Source organism: Rhodobium gokarnense (genome assembly GCF_025961475.1).
Taxonomy (GTDB): Bacteria; Pseudomonadota; Alphaproteobacteria; order Rhizobiales; family Rhodobiaceae; genus Rhodobium; species Rhodobium gokarnense.
This window is the reverse complement of the sequence record NZ_JAOQNS010000008.1, coordinates 1-17,549: the sequence shown is the minus strand read 5'-3', so window position 1 is coordinate 17,549 and position 17,549 is coordinate 1. Positions and strand designations below refer to the sequence as shown.

Here is a 17,549-nt window from a genome sequence, read left to right as displayed (position 1 = left end):
GAGGACGTTCTTCCGGGAAAGGCTTATCGGGAGGGACGATGCCGCGCCGGCAGTCAGAGCGGCATCGTTTCGACTTCGAGGTGGAGCCGCTCGATCAGGTTGATCAGCTTGGCGGAACTCTTGGCTGGGCTTGCGACATTGTCGATCATCAGCATGCGCGGCGCCGGCGGCAGGGTGTAGTCGGCGCGGTCGAGGCGGCTGGCGATCTCTTCCGGGGTCTCGCGGCCGCGGGCCTTCAGCCGCTCCGCCAGCACCTCGCGCGGCGCCGTCACCAGGACGACCACGGCGCGCGAATAGTTGCGGATGACGTCGGCGACGGCCATGCGCGAGATATTGGCGACGACGATGGCGCCGCTCTTGATCGCCGCATCGACGTCGCTCGGCACGATGTAGCCGAGCCCGTGGGCGCGCCAGGTCAGCGCGGCGTCCTTTTCCTCAACGATCCGGCCGTAGTCGGCCTCGGTGATGGAGATGTGGTCTTCGTTCACGTCCTCCGGCGGCCTCGTCACCATGCGGCGCGGGAACACGATCCCGTCGCGGCCGGAAAACCAGTCGCGGGCGCGGTAGATCAGGGTGTCCTTGCCCGAGCCGGACGGGCCGACGACCGCCACGAAGGCGCCGGGGCCGAGCGGCGGGTCGTAGTGCTTGAGGGCACCGAAGTGGGCCGGCGTCGCGCCGGCGGTGCCAAAGTCTTCTTCATCCGTGCGCATCTTCATGCTCTTCCCGTAGCGCCGAGGAGACCATGCCGCGAAATGCGGCCAGCGCCGGCGTCGTCATCTTCGGATCTTTGCCGGTGTCGTCCCAGTGGCGCAGTTTCACCGCAGCCTGCCAATGCGGGTTGCGGCGGAAATCAGAAATTTCCTCCGTGCCGAGCGGACCTCCCTGGACACTCAATGATGTGACCGATGCCGGTGATAGCGAATCAAAGTAGGCTGGGTCCACCGAGCAAAGATAGCGCTTGGCGGTAACATGTAAACGTATGGGTTCAGTCACATCTTCGGGAAACCAGTCCGCAAGGTGTCGCGCGGCAATCTCTTCGTGCTGCAGATCCGTGCCGCGCTCCGCCGCGTCCTCGTCGTCGGTGAGGATGTGGCCGTAGTCGTGGAGGAGGGCCGCGGTGACGAGCGTTGCCGGCGCGCCGGCGCTATGCGCCAGCACGGCGCATTGCAGGGCGTGCTGGAGCTGGGTCACCGCCTCGCCGCCATAGCTGTTGCTGGCGCGGGCTTCCAGATTGGCGAAGATCTCCTCCACGATGCTCATGCCACGCGCTGTCCCTTCAGCCAGACGCCCTTGACCACCGGCACAGCGCCGGGCGTGGCGCGGACCCGGACGAGGTCGGCGCGAAGGCCGGGGCGGATGGCGCCGCGGTCGGTCAGCCCCGCGGCCGCGGCCGGGGTCTCCGTCACGGTGCGGATCGCCGTCGGCAGGTCGATGGCCTCGACACGCTCGGGCAGCATGAAGGCGGCGAACAGCAGGCTGAACGGCACGTAGTCGGACGACATGATGTCGAGGACGCCGAGGCCGGCAAGCTCGGCCGCCGAGACGTTGCCGGAATGGGAGCCGCCGCGAACGAGGTTCGGCGCGCCCATCAGCACCCTGAGGCCGGCGCCGTGGGAGGCCTTGGCCGCTTCCACGGTGGTGGGGAATTCGGCGATCGCCACGTCGTCGGCGATCGCCTCGTCGACATGGGCGGGCGTTGCGTCGTCGTGGGAGGCGATGACGATGTTGGATTCGTGGCAGAGGCGGACGATTTCGGCCCGGTTGGGCGCGGCGCACTGGGCGTGCTGGCGCCGCCGCTCGGCGATGAACTCTTCCAGCTCCGCCTCGGTCATGCCGGACTTTCCGAGATAGTATTCCCGGAACTTGTCGAGGTGGACGAACTGCCGCTGGCCGGGCGTGTGGTCCATGATCGAGACGAGGCTGGCGACGCCCTCGGTGATGAACGGCCTTGCCGCATCGACGACGTCGACGGCGGAAATTTCGCAGCGCAGGTGGATGAAGTGGTCGGCCCGGAGCCGGTCCTCGCGGCTGGCGCTGGCAATCGCATCGGTCAGCGTACGGGTCTCGTGGCCGAGGTCCTTTGAGTCCGCATCGGCGCCGGCGCGTACCGCATCGAAGACGGTGGTGATGCCGCAGCCGGCGATCTGGGCGTCGTGGGCCTGGACGGCGGCGACCGGGTCCCAGCGCACGCCGGGGCGCGGCGCGTAGTGGCCTTCCAGATGGTCGGTGTGCAGTTCGACGAGGCCCGGGATCAGATAGTCCCCGCCAAAATCCTCGCCGGCGGCATTGGTGGTCGTCTCGACCGCCGCGATCTCGCCGCCCTGGACGACGACGGCGCCTTCGACGACGGCGTCGGGCAAAACGATGCGGGCGTTCTTCAGAACGAGGTCGGTGTCGGTCATTTCTTAAATTCCGGATCAGGTGGCGGAACCGCCGTAGGGCGATCAGGCGTCGACGTCGGTCGCGGCCTGAAGGGGGCTGAGGCGCTCCGCCAGGAAGGGTGTTGCGGGCGCACTCTCAACGCAGAGCGCGACCGTAGAAAGCGAAATGGGCTTCTCGATGACCGGGGCGAAAAAGTTTCGCGCCGCGGCGGCGAGGGTTTCCGCCTCGACGGCGTCGTCGAGCTTGCCGGTGAGGGTCATGTGGAATCGGAATTCCTCGAAAACGTAAGGGTATCCCCAGCGCTGAAGCAAGTCGCGCTGGCGTTCCGTCAGGGATTCCGGCCGGCGCTTTGCGATTTCTTCCTCGCTCGGCGGGGCGCGCAAATCGTCGAAGGCCTCCACGGCCGCGGCCGCGAGGCGCTCCAGCTCCTTTGACGGCGTTGCCGGGACCAGCGCCAGAAAGCCGCCGATGCGGGCGACGACGAGGCCGGTGAGCGGCACCGGCGCGTGGGTTTTCGCAAAGGCCTCGAAGCGGGCGGCAAGTTCGGCCGGCGCGACGCCGGCCTTCAGGCGGAAGGGCGGTTTCAGGGTGGCGTGGAAGCCGTAGCGGCGCGGGTCACGGGTGACGACTTCCAGCCGCTCCGGGTCGATGTCGCCGGCAAGCGCCTGCTGCATTGTGTGGCCGGTGAAGAGGTCGCGGCCGAGCCAGCGCGCGCCGAGGCCGGCCAGCAGGTCGTCCCGGTCCGGCGTGTAGTAGATCGCGTATCGCATGGCCGCTCCAATTCTCTCGCGCCGATCCCGTTCGGTGGCGCGAATCAGCGGGCTCAGATGACGAGCCTGCGCAATTGTTGCGACAGTATATCGACGATCGAGACGGTGACGATGACGATGATGATGATGGCCGCCGTTTCCGCGTAATAGAAGCCGCGGATGGATTCGAACAGCACCTGGCCGATGCCGCCGGCGCCGACGATGCCCAGCACGGTCGCCTGGCGCACATTGGTCTCGAAGCGATAGAGCGAGAACGAGATCCAGAGCGGCAGCACTTGCGGCACGACGCCGAAGACGATCTCCTGCAGCTTGGTGGCGCCGGTGGCGCGGATGCCCTCTACCGGCCGCGGGTCGATCGATTCCACCGCTTCGGAAAACAGCTTGGCGATGATGCCCATGTTGTGGACGAAGAGCGCCATGACGCCGGCGAAGGGGCCGAGGCCGACGGCGACGACGAAAAGGACGGCAAAGACCAGCTCGTTGATGGCGCGGGCGGCGTCCATCAGCCGGCGCACCGGCTGGACGATCCAGACCGGCGCGATGTTGTTCGACGACAGGATGGCGAAGGGAATGCCGAAGATGACGGCGAGCACCGTGCCCCAGACCGCGATCTGGACGGTGAGGATCATCTCGCTGACATAGAGCTCCCATTCGTGGAAGTTGGGATTGAGGAAGCCCTTGGCGTATTGCCCCATATTGGCGGCGTCGGTGTAGAGGTTGACGGCGCGGTAGACCTCGGCGGGATAGAAGCTCCAGGCCAGCGCGCCGAGGACCAGCGCCCACATGCCCCAGCGATAGAGCCGGCGCGAGAGCTCTTCCTTCGGAACGGTGATCGGCTCAAGGGGTGCGCCGGGTCGGCCCGGTCGGATGGTCGTGTCGGTCATGGGGAGTACCGTCGGCAAGGGGGCGTCCGTGGCAGGTGGAGGAGTGCGGACCGGAAACGGGAACGGCGCCGGGACGGGCCCGGCGCCGCAGGATCCTTGGGGGAGATCCTTACATCTGCGGCACTTCGGCCATCAGGTCTTCCCACTTCTTCTTCTCGGCGGCGAGCTCGGTGAGCTTGGCCTTCTTCTCATCGGCCGACAGCTTGTCGTCGTTCTCGATTTTGGCCATGTCCTTGGAGACGGCGAGGACGCGGATCGGGTAGAGCTGGGCGTCGGAGGACGGCTTGAACGGCGCCCATTCCAGGCCGGCGAGGACCTTGCGGGCCTTGGCGACCTCTTCCGGGGTGCCGATGCGGCCATAGCTCATGATGAACTTGTAGACCTTGTCCTTGACCGGCTCGTCGAGGTCCTTGCGCCAGACCAGCGGATCGGACGGGATCAGCGGCGACTGCCAGATCACCTTGATGTTGGCGCGGGCTTCCGGATTGGTGGTCTCCAGGCGACGCAGGTTTTCGGTGTTGTTGGTGGCGGCGTCGACCTGCTTGTTGGCAACGGCGAGAGCGTTGGTCTCATGGTTGGCGTTGCGCACGGTCTTGAAGCACTTCTTCGGATCGATGCCGTTCTTGGCAAAGATGAAGGTCGTCGGGACCAGGAAGCCGGAGGTGGAGTTCGGATCGCCGATGCCGAAGTTCAGCGAGCCGTCGCACTTCAGGATGTCTTCCAGCTTGTTGAACGGGGCATCCTTGTTGACGAGGATCAGCGACCAGTAGCCCGGGTTGCCGTCGCCGTCGACGGTCTGGGCGAAGACCTCGCCGCCGGAGCGGTCGACCGCTTCCATGGCCGACTTGTTGCCGAACCAGGCAACGTCCACCTTGTCGAAGCGCATGCCTTCGATGACGCCGGCATAGTCGGAGGCGAAGAACGGATTCACCTTCATGCCGACGGCGTCTTCCATGGCCTCCAGGAAGGGCACCCAGGTGGACTTCAGGTTCTGGGTGGATTCGGTGGAGATGATGCCGAAGTTGAGTTCCTTGGTCTCGGCGGCGGCCGAGCCGACGAGGGTCGCGGAAAGGGCGAGCGCCGCAATTCCCTTGACGACAGCGTTCATGAGAAGCCTCCTGTTGGGGTTGATGTCCGTCGTTTCGTGACGGTTACGCACCGGCAAATGCCGGGACCAGGGACACCGATTCCTCATCGGCATCGTCCGTGGTCGTAACCGGAGCGTCGGGGAGCACGAGTTCCTCGCTGGCCTCGCCATAGATCTCGCGCAGAAAGTCGTTTGTGAGCGCCGTGGAGGCGCCGTCGAAGGCGACCTCGCCGTCCCTGAGGGCCACCGTGCGCTGGCAGAAATGGCGCGCATATTCGACCTGGTGCAGGGAGACGATGACGGTCATGCCGTCGGCCCGGTTGATGGAGGAAAGGGTCTCCATGACGCGCTTGGCCGAGGCCGGATCGAGGGAGGCGATCGGCTCGTCGGCGAGCATGACGCTGGCGCCCTGGACGAGGCCGCGGGCAATCGCCGCGCGCTGCTGCTGGCCGCCGGAAAGGGTCGAGGCGCGTTGCAGGGCGGTCTCGGGGATGCCGACCCGGTGGAGGGCACGCATGGCGGTGAGCTTTTCCGACCGGGTGAAGAGGCCGAGCGTGCCGCGCCAGGCCGGCATGTTGCCGAGCAGCCCGACCAGCACGTTGCTCATCACCGAGAGCCGGTTGACGAGGTTGAACTGCTGGAAGATGACGCCGATCTCGCGGCGGATCGCCTTGGCGTTGCGGGTCAGCCGGCCGTTGTCCTGCACCAGGTGCTCGCCGACGGTGATGGCGCCGCTGTCGCCGTCGCCGCGTTCCAGGCCGGCAATGTGGCGGATCAGGGTCGACTTGCCGGAGCCGGAGGCGCCGATCAGCGCCACCATTTCGCCGGAGGAGATGTCGAGGGAAACGTTCTTGAGGGCCGGTTTGCGGCGAAAGGTCTTGGACAGGTTTTCGACCGAAATGGCAGTCACGAAGGGCCCCTCACAAATCTTGTTCGGGGATTGCCTAGCGAAACTCGATGACACGCCAATTGAGTTTTTGTGACGTTTCGGCGACAGGCTGCCACCGGAAAAAATTTACAAATTAAATCAAACTGTTCTTTGGTTAATTAGCTGTCATATTTTTCCAGGAAGGCGTCGATGGAAAGATGCCGGAAATCATCCAGTGCGTCGGCGAGCCGGTCGTGGTCCCAGTCCCACCAGGCAAGGGCCATGAGGCGGTCGGCGACCGGCTTGGAAAACCGTTCGCCGATCGGCTTTGCGGGCACACCGCCGACGATGGCGTAAGGCGGAACGTCCCTGGTGACGACGGCGCCGGAGCCGATCACCGCGCCGTCGCCTATGGTCACCTTTGAGAGCACCGTCGCGCCATGGCCGATCCACACGTCGTTGCCGACGGTGACGGCGCGGCTGCGGCGCCAGTCGTAGATCTCGGCGTCGACGTCCTTGTCCGGCCAGTATTCGTTGGACCGGTAGGTGAAGTGGTGCTGGGCGGCGCGCCAGGTCGGGTGGTTCGGCGCGTTGAGGCGCACGAAGGAGGCGATGGAGCAGAACTTGCCGACATCGGCGTAAAGGACGTCGCCGTCGGCCATGATGTAGCTGTAGTCGCCGAAGCTGGAATGGGTGATCTTGGTGCGCGCGCCGATCTCCGTATAGCGGCCGATCGTGGCGTCGGTGAGTTCGGCGTCGGGGGCGATCAGCGGGGCGACGGACAGGCGGGTCGGGGCGACGTGCTCGTTCATGCTGCTTTCTCCGCGGCAAAGGTTTCCATGTCGATCACCCGGTCGGCGATCCGCTCCCGCACATCGGCATCGTGGAAGATGCCGAGGAGGGCGGCCCCCGAGGCCTTCTTTTCCTTCACCAGGTCGACGACGACCGTGCGGTTGGCGGCGTCGAGCGAGGCGGTCGGCTCGTCGAGCAACAGGATAGGGAAATCGGCGATAAAGCCGCGGGCGATGTTCACCCGCTGCTGCTCGCCGCCGGAAAAGGTCGCCGGCGGTAGGCCCCAGAGTTTTTGGGGCACGTTGAGCCGGGCGAGCATTTTTTCGGCCCGGGAGATGGCGTCGTCGCGGTCCACGCCGCGCTCGATCAACGGCTCGGCGACGATGTCGCGGGCCGAGACCCGTGGGATGGCGCGCAGGAACTGGCTGACATAGCCGATGGTTTCCTTCCTGAGGGCGAGGATCTCGCGGGGGCTCGCGGTCGCCACATTGACGATGCGGTCGCCGTCGGTGATCAGGATCTGGCCCTCCTCGCAGCGGTAGTTGCCGTAGATCATCTTCAGCACCGAGCTCTTGCCGATGCCGGAGCGCCCGCCGAGCACCACGCATTCGCCGGCGGCAACCGCCAGTTCCACCTCGGCGACGACCGGCAGCACTGCGCCGCCCTGGAGGTGCATGACGAAGTTCTTGGAAACGCCGTTGAGGCAGAGGCGGGTCGGCATGGGTCAGACCTGCAGGATCGAGGAGACGAGGAGTTGGGTGTAGGGCGCGCGCGGGTCGTCGAGCACCTGGTCGGTGAGGCCGGTCTCGATCACGCTACCGCCGCGCATGACGATCATGCGGTGGGAGAGCAGCCGGGCGACGGCGAGGTCGTGGGTGACGACGACGACGGCAAGGCCGAACTCGGCGACGAGCTGGCGGAGGAGATCGAGGAGACGGGCCTGGACCGAGACGTCGAGACCGCCGGTCGGCTCGTCCATGAAGACGAGGCGCGGGCTGGTGACGAGGTTGCGGGCGATCTGCAGGCGCTGGCGCATGCCGCCGGAAAAGCCGCGCGGGTCGTCGTCGATGCGGCCGGTGTCGATCTCCACCTTGTCGAGCCAGCTTTCCGCTTCGCCGCGAATGGCGCCGTAGTTGCGGGCGCCGACGGCCATCAGCCGCTCGCCGACATTGGCGCCGGCCGAGACGGTCATCCTGAGGCCATCGGCCGGGTTCTGGTGAACAAAACCCCAGTCGGTGCGCATCAGGAGGCGCCGTTCGGCCTCGCCGAGCTGATAGAGGTCGCGCATGGCGCCGTCGCGCATGCGGTATTCGACGACGCCGGAGGTCGGCACCAGCCGGGTGGAAAGGCAGTTCAGCAGCGTCGTCTTGCCGGAGCCCGACTCGCCGACGACGGCGAGCACTTCGCCGGGCCAGAGCTCGAAGGACACGTCCGTGCAGCCGATGCGCGTCCCGTAATAGCGGGTGACGCCGGAGGCGCGCAGGAGCGGCGCGCCGTCGTCGAATTCGGGAAGGGTCATGGCCGCTCTCCTTCGCCCGCGCTTTCCGCCTTGGTCGGGTCGCCGGCAAGCCGGCCCCTGTGACCGGCGGCGCGGCGCTCCTCGCAATGGTTTGTGTCGGAGCAGGCGAACATCCGCCCGCCCTTGTCGTCGAGCACGACCTCGTCGAGGAAGACGCCCTCGGCGCCGCAGAGCGCGCAGGGCTCCTCGAATGTCTGGACGGCGAACGGATGGTCCTCGAAGTCGAGGCTCGTCACCTCAGTGTAGGGCGGGACGGCATAGATGCGCTTTTCGCGGCCGGCGCCGAAGAGCTGCAGGGCCGGCGAACGGTCCATCTTCGGATTGTCGAATTTCGGCGTCGGCGAGGGGTCCATGACGTAGCGGCCGGAGACCTTCACCGGATAGGCGTAGGTGGTGGCGATGTGGCCGTGGCGCGCGATGTCCTCGTAGAGCTTGACGTGCATGAGGCCGTATTCTTCCAGCGCATGCATCTTGCGGGTTTCCGTCTCGCGCGGCTCCAGGTAGCGCATCGGTTCGGGGATCGGCACCTGGTAGACGAGCACCTGGGTCTCCGACAGCGGCGTTTCCGGGATGCGGTGGCGGGTCTGGATGACGCTCGCTTTCTCCGTTGCCGTGGTCGTCGCGACGCCCGCCGTCTTTTCGAAGAAGCCGCGGATGGCGACGGCGTTGGTCGTGTCGTCGGAGCCCTGGTCGATGACTTTCAGGACGTCGTCCGGGCCGAGGATCGAGGCGGTCACCTGCACGCCGCCGGTGCCCCAGCCATAGGGCATCGGCATCTCGCGGCTGGCGAAGGGCACCTGGTAGCCGGGAATGGCAATGGCCTTCAGGATCGCCCGGCGGATCATCCGCTTGGTCTGCTCGTCGAGATAGGCGAAGTTGTAGGACCAGGTCTCGGACTGCTCCGTGGTCATTCGGCGGCCTCCTCGGTGCGCGTCTCGTCGGCGACGCTGGCCGCCTTTTCCGCCCGTTCGGCGATCTCCCGGCGCATGCGGCGGATCAGTTCCAGTTCGGCCTGGAAGTCGACGTAATGGGGCAGCTTCAGGTGTTCGGTGAAGCCGGTCGCCTGGACGTTGTCGGAATGGGAGAGGACGAATTCCTGGTCCTGGGCCGGCGCGGTCAGTTCCTCGCCGAACTCCTCGAAGCGCAGCGCTCTGTCGACCAGCGCCATCGCCATCGACTTCCGCTCCGCATGGCCGAAGGCAAGGCCGTAGCCGCGGGAGAACTGCGGCGGCACCTTGGCGGAACCGGTGAACTGGGTGATCATCTGGCATTCGGTGACGGTGAGGCGGCCGAGGGTGACCGCAAAGCCGAGTTCTTCCACGTAAAGCTCTACCTCGACCTCGCCCATGCGGATCTCGCCGGCAAAGGGGTGGGTGCGGGCATAGCCGCGCTGGGTGGAATAGCCGAGCGCCAGCAAAAACCCCTCGTCGCCGCGGGCGAGCGCCTGCAGGCGGACGTCGCGGCCGGCCGGAAAGTCGATGGGCTCGCGGGTGAGGTCGCCGACCTCGCCGTCGCCGTCCTCGTCGACCTCCAGGAGGCCTTCGGCATTGAGAAGGTCGGTGACGCGCGGGGCGGCATCGCCGCGCGGTTCCGCGCTGACGGGTTCGGGCGTCTCGCCCTCCGCGGCGAGCGCGAAATCGATCAGGCGGTGGGTGTAGTCGAAGGTGGGGCCGAGAAGCTGGCCGCCGGGCAGATCCTTGAAGGTCGCCGAAATGCGCCGGCGGATGTGCATGGCACCGGTATCGAGCGGCTCGGAATGGCCGAAGCGAGGCAGGGTGGTTCTGAACGCGCGGACAAGAAAAATCGCCTCGATGAGGTCGCCTCTGGCCTGCTTAATGGCGAGCGCCGCCAGCTCCTTGTCGTAGAGCGAGCCTTCCGCCATCACCCGGTCGACGGCGAGCGCAAGCTGCTCGACGATCTGCTCCACCGTCATCGCCGGCACCGACCGGTCCCCGCGCCGCTTGTCGGCGAGAAGGCGATGGGCGTTGGCGATGGCCTTTTCGCCGCCTTTGACCGCGACATACATGGGCTCAGTCTCCTTCGGCGATGCGGGTGGAGCGGGGCAGCGCGGCGATCCTTCCGGGCGCTGCGAACAGGACATCGATGCCGCGCGGGAAGAGATCGGCGTTGCGCCGCGCTTCGAGCCAGAAGGCCTCGGGCAGCGGTGCCGGCAGGAGGTTTGTGCTGCCGTCGATGCCGGGGCCGGACAGCGTTGGGCCGGCGCTTGGGTCGAGGCTTTCCACCTGCAGGATCAGGGTCGTGGAGCGGTCCGGATAGTCGAGGGTGCCTTGGGCGAACGCTCCGAGCGGCGGCAGGCGCATCGGGTCGGCGATTGCGGCGAAGGTCGCCTCGCCGGGATCGTCCGTCAGCACCGTTCCTGTATGGAAGCGCAGCCAGTCGGCGACGGCGGTGGTTTTTGCCAGCGTCTCGCCGAGCCAGAGCGTCGTCTCGAAATCGGCAAGGGTGAGGAGGACGGCAGCGGCGACCGGCGACAGCGGCGCGGGCGGCGCAAGTGCCGTTTCAAGCTCATAGACCCGACCCGGATGGGCCATGGCGTCCATCACGGTGCGGAACGCCTTCTGGGCGTCGAAGACGGGATCGGCAAAGCCCGCGGCGATTGCGGCAACGGCCATCAGTCCTCTCCCCGCACCATCGTGAAGAAGTCGACGCGCGTCGCTTCGGTCTCGGCCGTGTTTTTTTGATCCGTTTCGGCGAGCGCTTCGGCGATGGGCTGAAGGATTGCGGTCTCGACCGCCTCGCGGTGGTCCGGGCGCTGCCAGAGGGCGTCGCAGAGGGCCGCGAGCCGCGCCTTTTCCTTGTCGCGGCCCATGATGTAGGCGGTGCCGACTGTATCGGGGTGAAGCGTCACGGCGCAGCGGGTGACGGCGACCTCGCCCAAGTTGAATGGCGCGCCGCCGCCGCCGGTGCGGCCGCGGACCATGACGAGGCCGATCTCCGGTGCGCGCAGGATCTGCCAGTCCGGCAACTCGCCGACCCCGGCAAGACCGGCTTCGAGCGCGTCGCGCTCCGCGGCGGCAAAGAGGCCCATGGCGCGCTTTCGCGCCGCCGTTTGCGGATCGAGGGTCTGGTGTTCTCTCATCCTGACGACCGCTCCCTGTCGGTTCGCATTTTCAAGTGACCGGGGACCGGCCGCCAACGGGCGGCGCTACTGGGGCTGTCCTCAAAACGGCCGCGCGGCACCTGGTGGGCCGCCGGCCGACAACAGCGCCGCGCTCGACCGCAGGGCCGGCGCTATACCTTCGCCGGCAGTCGTCCCGGCAAACAGCCGCGGGCTCCGATCAAACGCTGGCCCCGTTGCGCCCGCTCGAACCATCGGCGCCTTTGCCGTCCGTCTTCGCCGCAACGTCCTTCCGATCTTCTCAGCTCATCCCTAACTCGGTCGGCCACCTGTTGTCTAGTTGTATAGACAAATATTCTACGGTTCCTTATAACGCGACAAGCGTGACACAGGCGTGACATGTGGTTGACGATGGCGGGGGATCGGGGTCATGGGGCCGTCCATTGCGGTCGTTTCGCGCCGCTGCAACGGGCCGCCGCCGACGGCGGCAGAACGGGAGAAGACTGTGAGCGAGACGCTTGGCCGGATGGACCGCGGCGCCGGGGTGGCGCTGTGGCGACAGATCGCGGAGCGCCTGCGCGCCGACATTGCGGCCGGCGTCTATCCGCACAATGCGCGCCTGCCGAGCGAGGCCGAGCTTGCCGCCCGTTTCCGGGTCAACCGGCACACGGTGCGCCGGGCGATCGGGGCATTGTCGGAGGAAAATATCCTCAGGGCCGACCGCGGTCGCGGCACCTTCGTTGCCGCGCGTCCCATCGACTATCCGATCGGCCGGCGGACGCGGTTTTCCGAGATCGTCTCGCGCCAGAATCGCCAGCCGGGCGGCCGGCTCGTCACCTCAAGCGAGGAAGGCGCGGACATCCTCGTTGCCGAAAAGCTCGGGATAGCGCCGGGATCGCGGGTCATCCGGCTGGAGACGCTGAGCGCCGTCGACGGCGTGCCGCTGACGCGGGCAACGAGCTGGTTTCCGGCCGAGCGGTTTGCCGGCCTTGTTGCCGCCTATGCCGAGACCGGCTCGATCACCAAGGCGCTGGCCCGGCACGGCGTTGCCGACTACACGCGCCTGGAGACGCGCATTTCGGCGCGCATCGCCGGTGCGGACGACGCGGAGCACCTGTCCCTGCCGCCGGGCGCGGTGGTTGTGGTGTCGGAAGCCGTCAACGTCGATGCGGAGGGGACCCCCATCCAGTTCGCCCGCTCGCGGTTTGCCGGCGACCGGGTGCAGATCGTGGTCGAGAGCTAAAGCATGTTGCGTTTTTCCTGAAACACGCAACATGCCTTAATTCGTCGTTTTCACGCGGGTTCTCGTCCAAGAAATCTATCAACTTTTTGGGAAAGCGCGTTGAGGCCGCGACCTTGCGGGCGCAGCGCGTGGCCCGCGAGTCTTTCCAGGCGTGCCCCAACGCTTGCGGCAAAGCGCCCCGTTGTTTGGATACACATAATATGAAACACCATTTAACAGCGCTTTATTTGTCTGTAATCAAGGGCTTGGGTATTTTTGACGCAAAGGGAAAAGGACAGGAGTGGTCCGGTGCGCGGCATGACGATCCAGGAAGCCCATCAGTTTTTCGACGCTCTCGATACCGTCGAAATGGTGAGAACGCAGGCCGCAGCCCAGACCGCCAGGGCGTTCGAGCTCTGTCTCAAGTCGCGTCGCCTTCGCGAAGAAGCGGCCGCGCTCGCGCAGCGGTCCGGCCAACGGGCGTAGGCCGGTCGGGCGCTTGCCCGCCGCATCCGGCATTCCTGGCCCGATCGAGCAATCACGTTCCTCTAAGTTTTCCATCGCAACTGCCGGGATTCTGCAAAGCCGACCCGGCGCTCGCGTGAAACCGGCAATCGAAGCCAACGGCTTCGCAAGGCCGAACGGCCGCCGGCCGGTCAGGCCGCCCCCGCGGAGCCGCGAGCGAAGCGAGCTGGCGTGAGCGAAAAATCGAGCCCAACGGGTTCGCAAGGCCGAACGGCCGCCGGCGGGTCAGGCCGCCCCGCGGAGCCGCGAGCGAAGCGAGTTGGCGTGAGCGAAAAATCGAGCCCAACGGGCTCGCAAGGCCGAACGGCCGCCGGCCGGTCAGGCCGCCCCCCGCGGAGTCGCGAGCGAAGCGAGCTGGCGTGAGCGAAAAACCGAAGCCAACGGCTTCGCAAGGCCGAACGGCCGCCGGCGCTTATGCGCCGCGCCATCGCAGGCTAGCGAGCGACAGCGAGCGCTCAGCCGTGAGATAAAATCAAATGGTGCCCCCGGGGAGACTCGAACTCCCACTCCATTTCTGGAAACAGATTTTGAGTCTGCCGCGTCTACCGGTTCCGCCACAGGGGCCAGGGCCGAATTGAGGCCGAGTGCGCGCGGATCATAGCCACAATGGGCCGCCGGTCAATAACAGCCGTCGGGCGGATCGTTCCGATGCATGGTGCGGGCGATCCGGCACGGGCGGCGTGGCGTCCGGGTCTTGTTTCTGCGTGTGGCATCGCTGAAAACCCGATCCCGATCTTTCCGCCTCGACAACCGGTTCCCCGGTCTATATGGGAGCGCGCATGCTTCGACGCCTCTACGACTGGACGCTTTCCCTTGCCGCCGGCCCGCAGGCGCCGCGCGGGCTTGCCGTCGTCTCCTTCGTGGAGAGTTCCGTCTTTCCGATCCCGCCGGACGTGCTCCTCATCCCGATGGTGCTGGCCGAGCGCAGGAAGGCCTGGTGGTTCGCGACGATCTGCACCATCGCCTCGGTGCTCGGCGGTCTCCTCGGCTATCTCATCGGCGCCGTGCTGTTCGAAGAGGTGGCGCGGCCGATCCTCGACCTTTACGGCTATGCCGACAAGTTCGACGCCTTCAGCGCCCGCTACAATTCCTGGGGCCCCTGGATCGTCTTCATCGCCGGGGTAACGCCCTTTCCGTTCAAGGTGATCACCATCGCCTCGGGCGCCACGGGGCTCAATCTCGCCGTCTTCGTCCTTGCCAGCGTGGTGGCCCGCGGGCTTCGGTTCTTCATCGTCGCCGGGCTCCTCTACTGGCTCGGCCCGCCGATCCGCGCCTTCATCGAGCGCCGCCTCGGCCTTGTTTTCACCGTTTTCGTCGTCTTGCTGGTCGGCGGCTTCGTGCTTGCCAAATATGCCGTTTGAGGTTTCTTAACGCCAAGACCTCTGGCGGCTGCTAAGGCATGGCGCGTTGTAGCTGAAGCATATGACATGCTTTAGTCCGTTGTTTTAGCGCGATTTCTTGTCCAGAAAGTCTGCCAGCTTTTTGGGGAAGCGCTTCAAGAGACCCTCCACATTCGCGCGCGGGAGTATCCTGACCTTGTTCCTGACCCGACCAACCGGCGGCCTGCAAACCCTTGTCGCGGCCGGCGCCCTCATCGCTTCCATTGGCTCCATCGCCTTCGTCTGGGGCTACCAGATCCTCACGGGGAACCTGCCCTGCGAGCTCTGCCTGCTGCAGCGCATCCCCTACTATCTCGGCATTCCCGTCGCCGCTGTCGCACTTGCCGTTGCCGCAAAGCGCGGGCCGGCGCCGATCAGCCGCGGGCTGCTGGTGATCTTCGGCCTGGCCATGCTCGTCGGCATGGTCATTGCCGCCTACCACGCCGGCGTCGAATGGCATTTCTGGGCCGGGCCGGATGCCTGCACCGGTCCGGTGGACGGGCCCGCGGTCCAGGCGAGCGATCTCCTGGCAAAGCTCAGCGCGCCGAACACGACGCCGGTGATCCGCTGCGACGAGCCCTATTTCCGCATCTTCGGCCTCTCCTTTGCCGGGCTGAACGTGCTCGCCTCCATCTTCCTGGCCGCCTTTGCCTTCTTCGGCGCTGCCGGAAGGGGCCGCACGTTGTGACCGACAAGCGCCGGGAAGCGGAGGAGGCGCGCAAGCGCGAGGCCGACGAGGCCTTGAGGCGGGTGGAGCGGGACTCCGAGACCATCGGCACGTCCAGCTACACCCGCGTCGCCCGCCAGGCGAGCGACCACTTTTCCGGCAAGGACGCCGACCCGGACGACCGCATCGAGGTCTGGGGCCGGCGCATCGGGCGCATCGCCGGGCTGATTTTCTTCATTGGACTCGTTCTTTACCTCGTAACGACCTATGTGTTGCCGAGGTGAACGCGCTTATCTGACGGAGTCCTCTTCCCATGGGTCGTGACGGCCGGTTTCACGTCAATCGCTGGGCCAGGTGGCCGGCGCCGGGCCTCGACGACTTCGAGGCCCTGGCGCGCGAGGCGTTCGACGCGCTGCCGGAGGAGTTCCGCAGGCTCTGCGAGGGCGTGGAGATCCGGGTCAAGGATTTTCCCGAAGAGGAGGTCATCGAGACGATGGACCTCGTCTCCGGCTACGACCTCCTCGGCCTCTTTGAAGGCATCGGCCTTGCCCAGACCGGCGGCGCCACCTGGACCGGCCAGGCGCCAAACCGCATCTCGCTCTACCGCCGGCCGATCCTTGACTACTGGGTCGGCGGCGAAGACACCCTCGACGAGATCATCGCCCATGTGCTGATCCACGAGATCGGCCACCATTTCGGCCTGTCCGACGACGACATGGAACGCATCGAGGCGCGCGCCGACTGAGCGGAAACGCCTGGAAATCCGGGCGTTCGGGCGCCTCGCGACAGCCTTCTCAACGGCCCGTCAATCTCCTTGAACCCCCGATGAATGCGCCTCTCAGGGCCGGTTAAGCCGCGCTTTGCGACAACGGGGACGACGCGGAGGACATCGCCTCCGTGCTGATCGTCCACTCCAAGCGTTGTTCAAAAGGAGAGACCGCCATGACCTTCAAGACCACCCTTGCCGCCGCCGCCTTTGCCCTGTCGCTGGTCGGCCTTGGCGCCACCGCAGGCACCGCCGCCGCCGGTCCGCAGGCCGACGTGGTCGTGCGCATCGGCACGCCTGGCGTCGTCGCCACCGTTCCGGCCTATCGGCCGGCCCGGCACGTTCATAAAGGCCGCCACTACCGCAAGGCGCCGCGCTATCGCCGGGTCCCGGCGCGCTATCGCCGTCCGGCGCGGGTGCACCGCCACCGCAGCTGCAGCCCGGTCTATGCCAAGCGGAGCGTCTTCGTGCGCGGCTATGGCTGGCAGCGCGCCCGGGTCCGGGTCGGCCGCACCTGCAAGACCATCTGGCGCTGATGCCCGGCGCCGCCGCAATCCGATCGGGAGCGGGCCGGTTCGCCGGCCCGTTTTCCTGAGCGGATCATGGATTTTCGGAGCTTTGCCGGGGACAGGAATTCCGGGACTTGCGCGGCAGCTTTTCGCAGTCCAACAATGGGTCAGCCATATTCGGTGCTGATTCCCGGGAGGTCGCCATGCCCAGACTGTTCACCGGTCTCGAAGTTCCCCCCGAAATCGGCATGCTGTTGTCGACCATGCGCGGCGGCCTTCGCGGTGCGCGCTGGATCGACCCGGAAAACTACCACATCACCCTGCGCTTCATCGGCGACGTAGACGAGCACACGGCCGACGAGATCGCCAATGCCCTCGACCGGGTCAATCGCCCGCCGATGCCGGTGACGCTGGAGGCGCTTGGCTCCTTCGGCTCCAAGAAGCCCCATTCGATCTATGTGCGGGTGGCGCCCGACCCGGAGATCATGGAACTGCAGGCCGAGCATGAGCGGATCATGCAGCGCATCGGCCTTGTCGCCGAGGGCCGCAAATTCACGCCGCACGTCACCATCGCCCGCTGCAAGGGCGCGGCCGCCGCCGACGTCGCCCACTGGCTGTCGCTGCGCGGCGTCTTCCACACCACCGTCTTCACCGCCCGCCGCTTCGTGTTGTTTTCCGCCAGGGCCTCGAAGGGCGGCGGTCCCTATCTCGTGGAAGAAGCCTACGAGCTCAACCGCTTCGCGGCTTGATGCTTTCGTTCAAACGCCACGAAGGCTTTATGGCTGGTCTTGGTCGGGCATGATCCGAAAAACCGGTTCCCACTTTTTCGGATCATGCCTGGGCGCCGGCGCCCACGACGCGGATGTTTCCGCGTCGTTTCCTTTGTTGAGGCAAGTCAGGAAACCTGACTTGCCGGCGCGCTTGCGAAGCCCGGCGCTGTTAGCGCGCCAGGCTTGGGATTTCCGGACGAGACGCCTGGTCTCGCGCGCCTGCCACGCATACGGCCGTCATTGCTGTGCAAGTTCACGAATTCGGTGATGGGTTTTCGGTTTTCTTTTGATCGGCGAAGGCCTTTGGGGGGATGTTTCCGATCGCCTGGT

At 66.4% G+C, this 17,549-nt stretch carries 22 protein-coding genes and 1 tRNA gene; 7 read left to right on the top strand and 16 right to left on the bottom strand.

Annotation, left to right across the window (positions count from 1 at the left end; translation table 11 throughout):
* Nucleotides 1-53: 53 nt before the first annotated feature.
* The 14 genes from phnN to phnG form a co-directional block, all read right to left on the bottom strand.
* Entirely contained in the window at nt 54-710 is a 657-nt protein-coding gene (phnN, locus tag M2319_RS14425) for a phosphonate metabolism protein/1,5-bisphosphokinase (PRPP-forming) PhnN (protein ID WP_264602169.1), read from the bottom strand.
* On the bottom strand, nt 697-1,260 hold the full coding sequence (locus tag M2319_RS14420) for a phosphonate degradation HD-domain oxygenase (protein ID WP_264602168.1): 564 nt from the start codon (nt 1,258-1,260) through the stop codon (nt 697-699). The genes phnN and M2319_RS14420 overlap by 14 nt, the downstream gene beginning before the upstream one ends.
* Nucleotides 1,257-2,402, bottom strand: coding sequence for an alpha-D-ribose 1-methylphosphonate 5-triphosphate diphosphatase (locus M2319_RS14415; protein WP_264602167.1), 1,146 nt, complete (start codon nt 2,400-2,402; stop codon nt 1,257-1,259). Before M2319_RS14415 ends, M2319_RS14420 begins: the two co-directional genes overlap by 4 nt.
* Nucleotides 2,403-2,444: 42 nt before the next feature.
* A complete protein-coding gene (locus M2319_RS14410; protein WP_264602166.1) occupies nt 2,445-3,152 on the bottom strand; it encodes a DUF1045 domain-containing protein in 708 nt (235 codons plus the stop codon).
* A 53-nt stretch (nt 3,153-3,205) separates the two neighbouring features.
* Nucleotides 3,206-4,036: a phosphonate ABC transporter, permease protein PhnE gene (phnE, locus tag M2319_RS14405; protein WP_264602165.1), complete on the bottom strand. Its 831-nt coding sequence runs from the start codon at nt 4,034-4,036 to the stop codon at nt 3,206-3,208.
* A gap of 109 nt (nt 4,037-4,145) precedes the next feature.
* Entirely contained in the window at nt 4,146-5,144 is a 999-nt protein-coding gene (phnD, locus tag M2319_RS14400; RefSeq protein ID WP_264602164.1) for a phosphonate ABC transporter substrate-binding protein, read from the bottom strand.
* Between the two features lie 43 nt (nt 5,145-5,187).
* A complete protein-coding gene (gene phnC, locus M2319_RS14395) occupies nt 5,188-6,033 on the bottom strand; it encodes a phosphonate ABC transporter ATP-binding protein (RefSeq protein ID WP_264602163.1) in 846 nt (281 codons plus the stop codon).
* A gap of 137 nt (nt 6,034-6,170) precedes the next feature.
* Entirely contained in the window at nt 6,171-6,803 is a 633-nt protein-coding gene (locus M2319_RS14390; protein WP_264602162.1) for an LbetaH domain-containing protein, read from the bottom strand.
* Entirely contained in the window at nt 6,800-7,504 is a 705-nt protein-coding gene (phnL, locus tag M2319_RS14385; RefSeq protein WP_264602161.1) for a phosphonate C-P lyase system protein PhnL, read from the bottom strand. The genes M2319_RS14390 and phnL overlap by 4 nt, the downstream gene beginning before the upstream one ends.
* A 3-nt stretch (nt 7,505-7,507) precedes the next feature.
* Complete coding sequence (gene phnK, locus M2319_RS14380) at nt 7,508-8,302, bottom strand: phosphonate C-P lyase system protein PhnK (protein WP_264602160.1); 795 nt, start codon at nt 8,300-8,302, stop codon at nt 7,508-7,510.
* On the bottom strand, nt 8,299-9,213 hold the full coding sequence (locus M2319_RS14375) for an alpha-D-ribose 1-methylphosphonate 5-phosphate C-P-lyase PhnJ (RefSeq protein ID WP_264602159.1): 915 nt from the start codon (nt 9,211-9,213) through the stop codon (nt 8,299-8,301). Before M2319_RS14375 ends, phnK begins: the two co-directional genes overlap by 4 nt.
* Entirely contained in the window at nt 9,210-10,328 is a 1,119-nt protein-coding gene (locus M2319_RS14370) for a carbon-phosphorus lyase complex subunit PhnI (protein ID WP_264602158.1), read from the bottom strand. The genes M2319_RS14375 and M2319_RS14370 overlap by 4 nt, the downstream gene beginning before the upstream one ends.
* Nucleotides 10,329-10,332: 4 nt before the next feature.
* Nucleotides 10,333-10,935 (bottom strand): phosphonate C-P lyase system protein PhnH, encoded by a 603-nt coding sequence (phnH, locus tag M2319_RS14365; protein ID WP_264602157.1) that lies wholly within the window; start codon nt 10,933-10,935, stop codon nt 10,333-10,335.
* Nucleotides 10,935-11,402, bottom strand: a complete 468-nt coding sequence (gene phnG, locus M2319_RS14360; RefSeq protein WP_264602156.1) for a phosphonate C-P lyase system protein PhnG — start codon at nt 11,400-11,402, stop codon at nt 10,935-10,937. Before phnG ends, phnH begins: the two co-directional genes overlap by 1 nt.
* Before the next feature lie 484 nt (nt 11,403-11,886).
* Between phnG and phnF the strand changes: the two genes are divergently transcribed.
* Complete coding sequence (gene phnF, locus M2319_RS14355; protein ID WP_264602155.1) at nt 11,887-12,624, top strand: phosphonate metabolism transcriptional regulator PhnF; 738 nt, start codon at nt 11,887-11,889, stop codon at nt 12,622-12,624.
* Nucleotides 12,625-12,861: 237 nt separating this feature from the next.
* Here phnF and M2319_RS14350 read toward each other — a convergent pair whose 3' ends face one another.
* A complete protein-coding gene (locus M2319_RS14350) occupies nt 12,862-13,164 on the bottom strand; it encodes a hypothetical protein (protein ID WP_264602154.1) in 303 nt (100 codons plus the stop codon).
* A 441-nt stretch (nt 13,165-13,605) separates the two neighbouring features.
* Nucleotides 13,606-13,692 (bottom strand) — tRNA-Leu (locus tag M2319_RS14345).
* A gap of 215 nt (nt 13,693-13,907) precedes the next feature.
* Here M2319_RS14345 and M2319_RS14340 point away from each other — a divergent pair.
* The 6 genes from M2319_RS14340 to thpR all read left to right on the top strand — a co-directional run bounded on the left by M2319_RS14340 (nt 13,908) and on the right by thpR (nt 17,198).
* Nucleotides 13,908-14,489 (top strand): YqaA family protein, encoded by a 582-nt coding sequence (locus M2319_RS14340; protein WP_264602153.1) that lies wholly within the window; start codon nt 13,908-13,910, stop codon nt 14,487-14,489.
* Between the two features lie 175 nt (nt 14,490-14,664).
* Nucleotides 14,665-15,195, top strand: a complete 531-nt coding sequence (locus M2319_RS14335) for a disulfide bond formation protein B (RefSeq protein ID WP_264602152.1) — start codon at nt 14,665-14,667, stop codon at nt 15,193-15,195.
* Nucleotides 15,192-15,458 carry a hypothetical protein gene (locus M2319_RS14330; protein ID WP_264602151.1) on the top strand — a complete coding sequence of 89 codons (267 nt, stop codon included), beginning with the start codon at nt 15,192-15,194 and terminating at the stop codon, nt 15,456-15,458. Before M2319_RS14335 ends, M2319_RS14330 begins: the two co-directional genes overlap by 4 nt.
* Before the next feature lie 29 nt (nt 15,459-15,487).
* Nucleotides 15,488-15,919 carry a metallopeptidase family protein gene (locus M2319_RS14325; protein WP_264602150.1) on the top strand — a complete coding sequence of 144 codons (432 nt, stop codon included), beginning with the start codon at nt 15,488-15,490 and terminating at the stop codon, nt 15,917-15,919.
* Between the two features lie 197 nt (nt 15,920-16,116).
* The gene (locus tag M2319_RS14320; protein WP_264602149.1) at nt 16,117-16,476 is read left to right on the top strand and encodes a hypothetical protein; all 360 of its coding nucleotides are present in this window, start codon (nt 16,117-16,119) and stop codon (nt 16,474-16,476) included.
* 176 nt (nt 16,477-16,652) lie between these two features.
* Nucleotides 16,653-17,198 (top strand): RNA 2',3'-cyclic phosphodiesterase, encoded by a 546-nt coding sequence (gene thpR / locus M2319_RS14315; RefSeq protein WP_264602148.1) that lies wholly within the window; start codon nt 16,653-16,655, stop codon nt 17,196-17,198.
* Nucleotides 17,199-17,549: the final 351 nt, after the last annotated feature.

What these genes read in the sequence shown, in the direction of transcription:
- phnN (WP_264602169.1), bottom strand. Translation starts at nt 710, where the DNA reads ATGCGCACGGATGAAGAAGACTTTGGCACCGCCGGCGCGACGCCGGCC.
- phnE (WP_264602165.1), bottom strand. Translation starts at nt 4,036, where the DNA reads ATGACCGACACGACCATCCGACCGGGCCGACCCGGCGCACCCCTTGAG.
- M2319_RS14420 (WP_264602168.1), bottom strand. Translation starts at nt 1,260, where the DNA reads ATGAGCATCGTGGAGGAGATCTTCGCCAATCTGGAAGCCCGCGCCAGC.
- phnH (WP_264602157.1), bottom strand. Translation starts at nt 10,935, where the DNA reads ATGGCCGTTGCCGCAATCGCCGCGGGCTTTGCCGATCCCGTCTTCGAC.
- M2319_RS14340 (WP_264602153.1), top strand. Translation starts at nt 13,908, where the DNA reads ATGCTTCGACGCCTCTACGACTGGACGCTTTCCCTTGCCGCCGGCCCG.
- thpR (WP_264602148.1), top strand. Translation starts at nt 16,653, where the DNA reads ATGCCCAGACTGTTCACCGGTCTCGAAGTTCCCCCCGAAATCGGCATG.
- phnK (WP_264602160.1), bottom strand. Translation starts at nt 8,302, where the DNA reads ATGACCCTTCCCGAATTCGACGACGGCGCGCCGCTCCTGCGCGCCTCC.
- M2319_RS14390 (WP_264602162.1), bottom strand. Translation starts at nt 6,803, where the DNA reads ATGAACGAGCACGTCGCCCCGACCCGCCTGTCCGTCGCCCCGCTGATC.
- M2319_RS14325 (WP_264602150.1), top strand. Translation starts at nt 15,488, where the DNA reads ATGGGTCGTGACGGCCGGTTTCACGTCAATCGCTGGGCCAGGTGGCCG.
- M2319_RS14410 (WP_264602166.1), bottom strand. Translation starts at nt 3,152, where the DNA reads ATGCGATACGCGATCTACTACACGCCGGACCGGGACGACCTGCTGGCC.
- M2319_RS14370 (WP_264602158.1), bottom strand. Translation starts at nt 10,328, where the DNA reads ATGTATGTCGCGGTCAAAGGCGGCGAAAAGGCCATCGCCAACGCCCAT.
- phnD (WP_264602164.1), bottom strand. Translation starts at nt 5,144, where the DNA reads ATGAACGCTGTCGTCAAGGGAATTGCGGCGCTCGCCCTTTCCGCGACC.
- phnG (WP_264602156.1), bottom strand. Translation starts at nt 11,402, where the DNA reads ATGAGAGAACACCAGACCCTCGATCCGCAAACGGCGGCGCGAAAGCGC.
- M2319_RS14350 (WP_264602154.1), bottom strand. Translation starts at nt 13,164, where the DNA reads ATGGAAAACTTAGAGGAACGTGATTGCTCGATCGGGCCAGGAATGCCG.
- phnL (WP_264602161.1), bottom strand. Translation starts at nt 7,504, where the DNA reads ATGCCGACCCGCCTCTGCCTCAACGGCGTTTCCAAGAACTTCGTCATG.
- M2319_RS14320 (WP_264602149.1), top strand. Translation starts at nt 16,117, where the DNA reads ATGACCTTCAAGACCACCCTTGCCGCCGCCGCCTTTGCCCTGTCGCTG.
- M2319_RS14415 (WP_264602167.1), bottom strand. Translation starts at nt 2,402, where the DNA reads ATGACCGACACCGACCTCGTTCTGAAGAACGCCCGCATCGTTTTGCCC.
- M2319_RS14375 (WP_264602159.1), bottom strand. Translation starts at nt 9,213, where the DNA reads ATGACCACGGAGCAGTCCGAGACCTGGTCCTACAACTTCGCCTATCTC.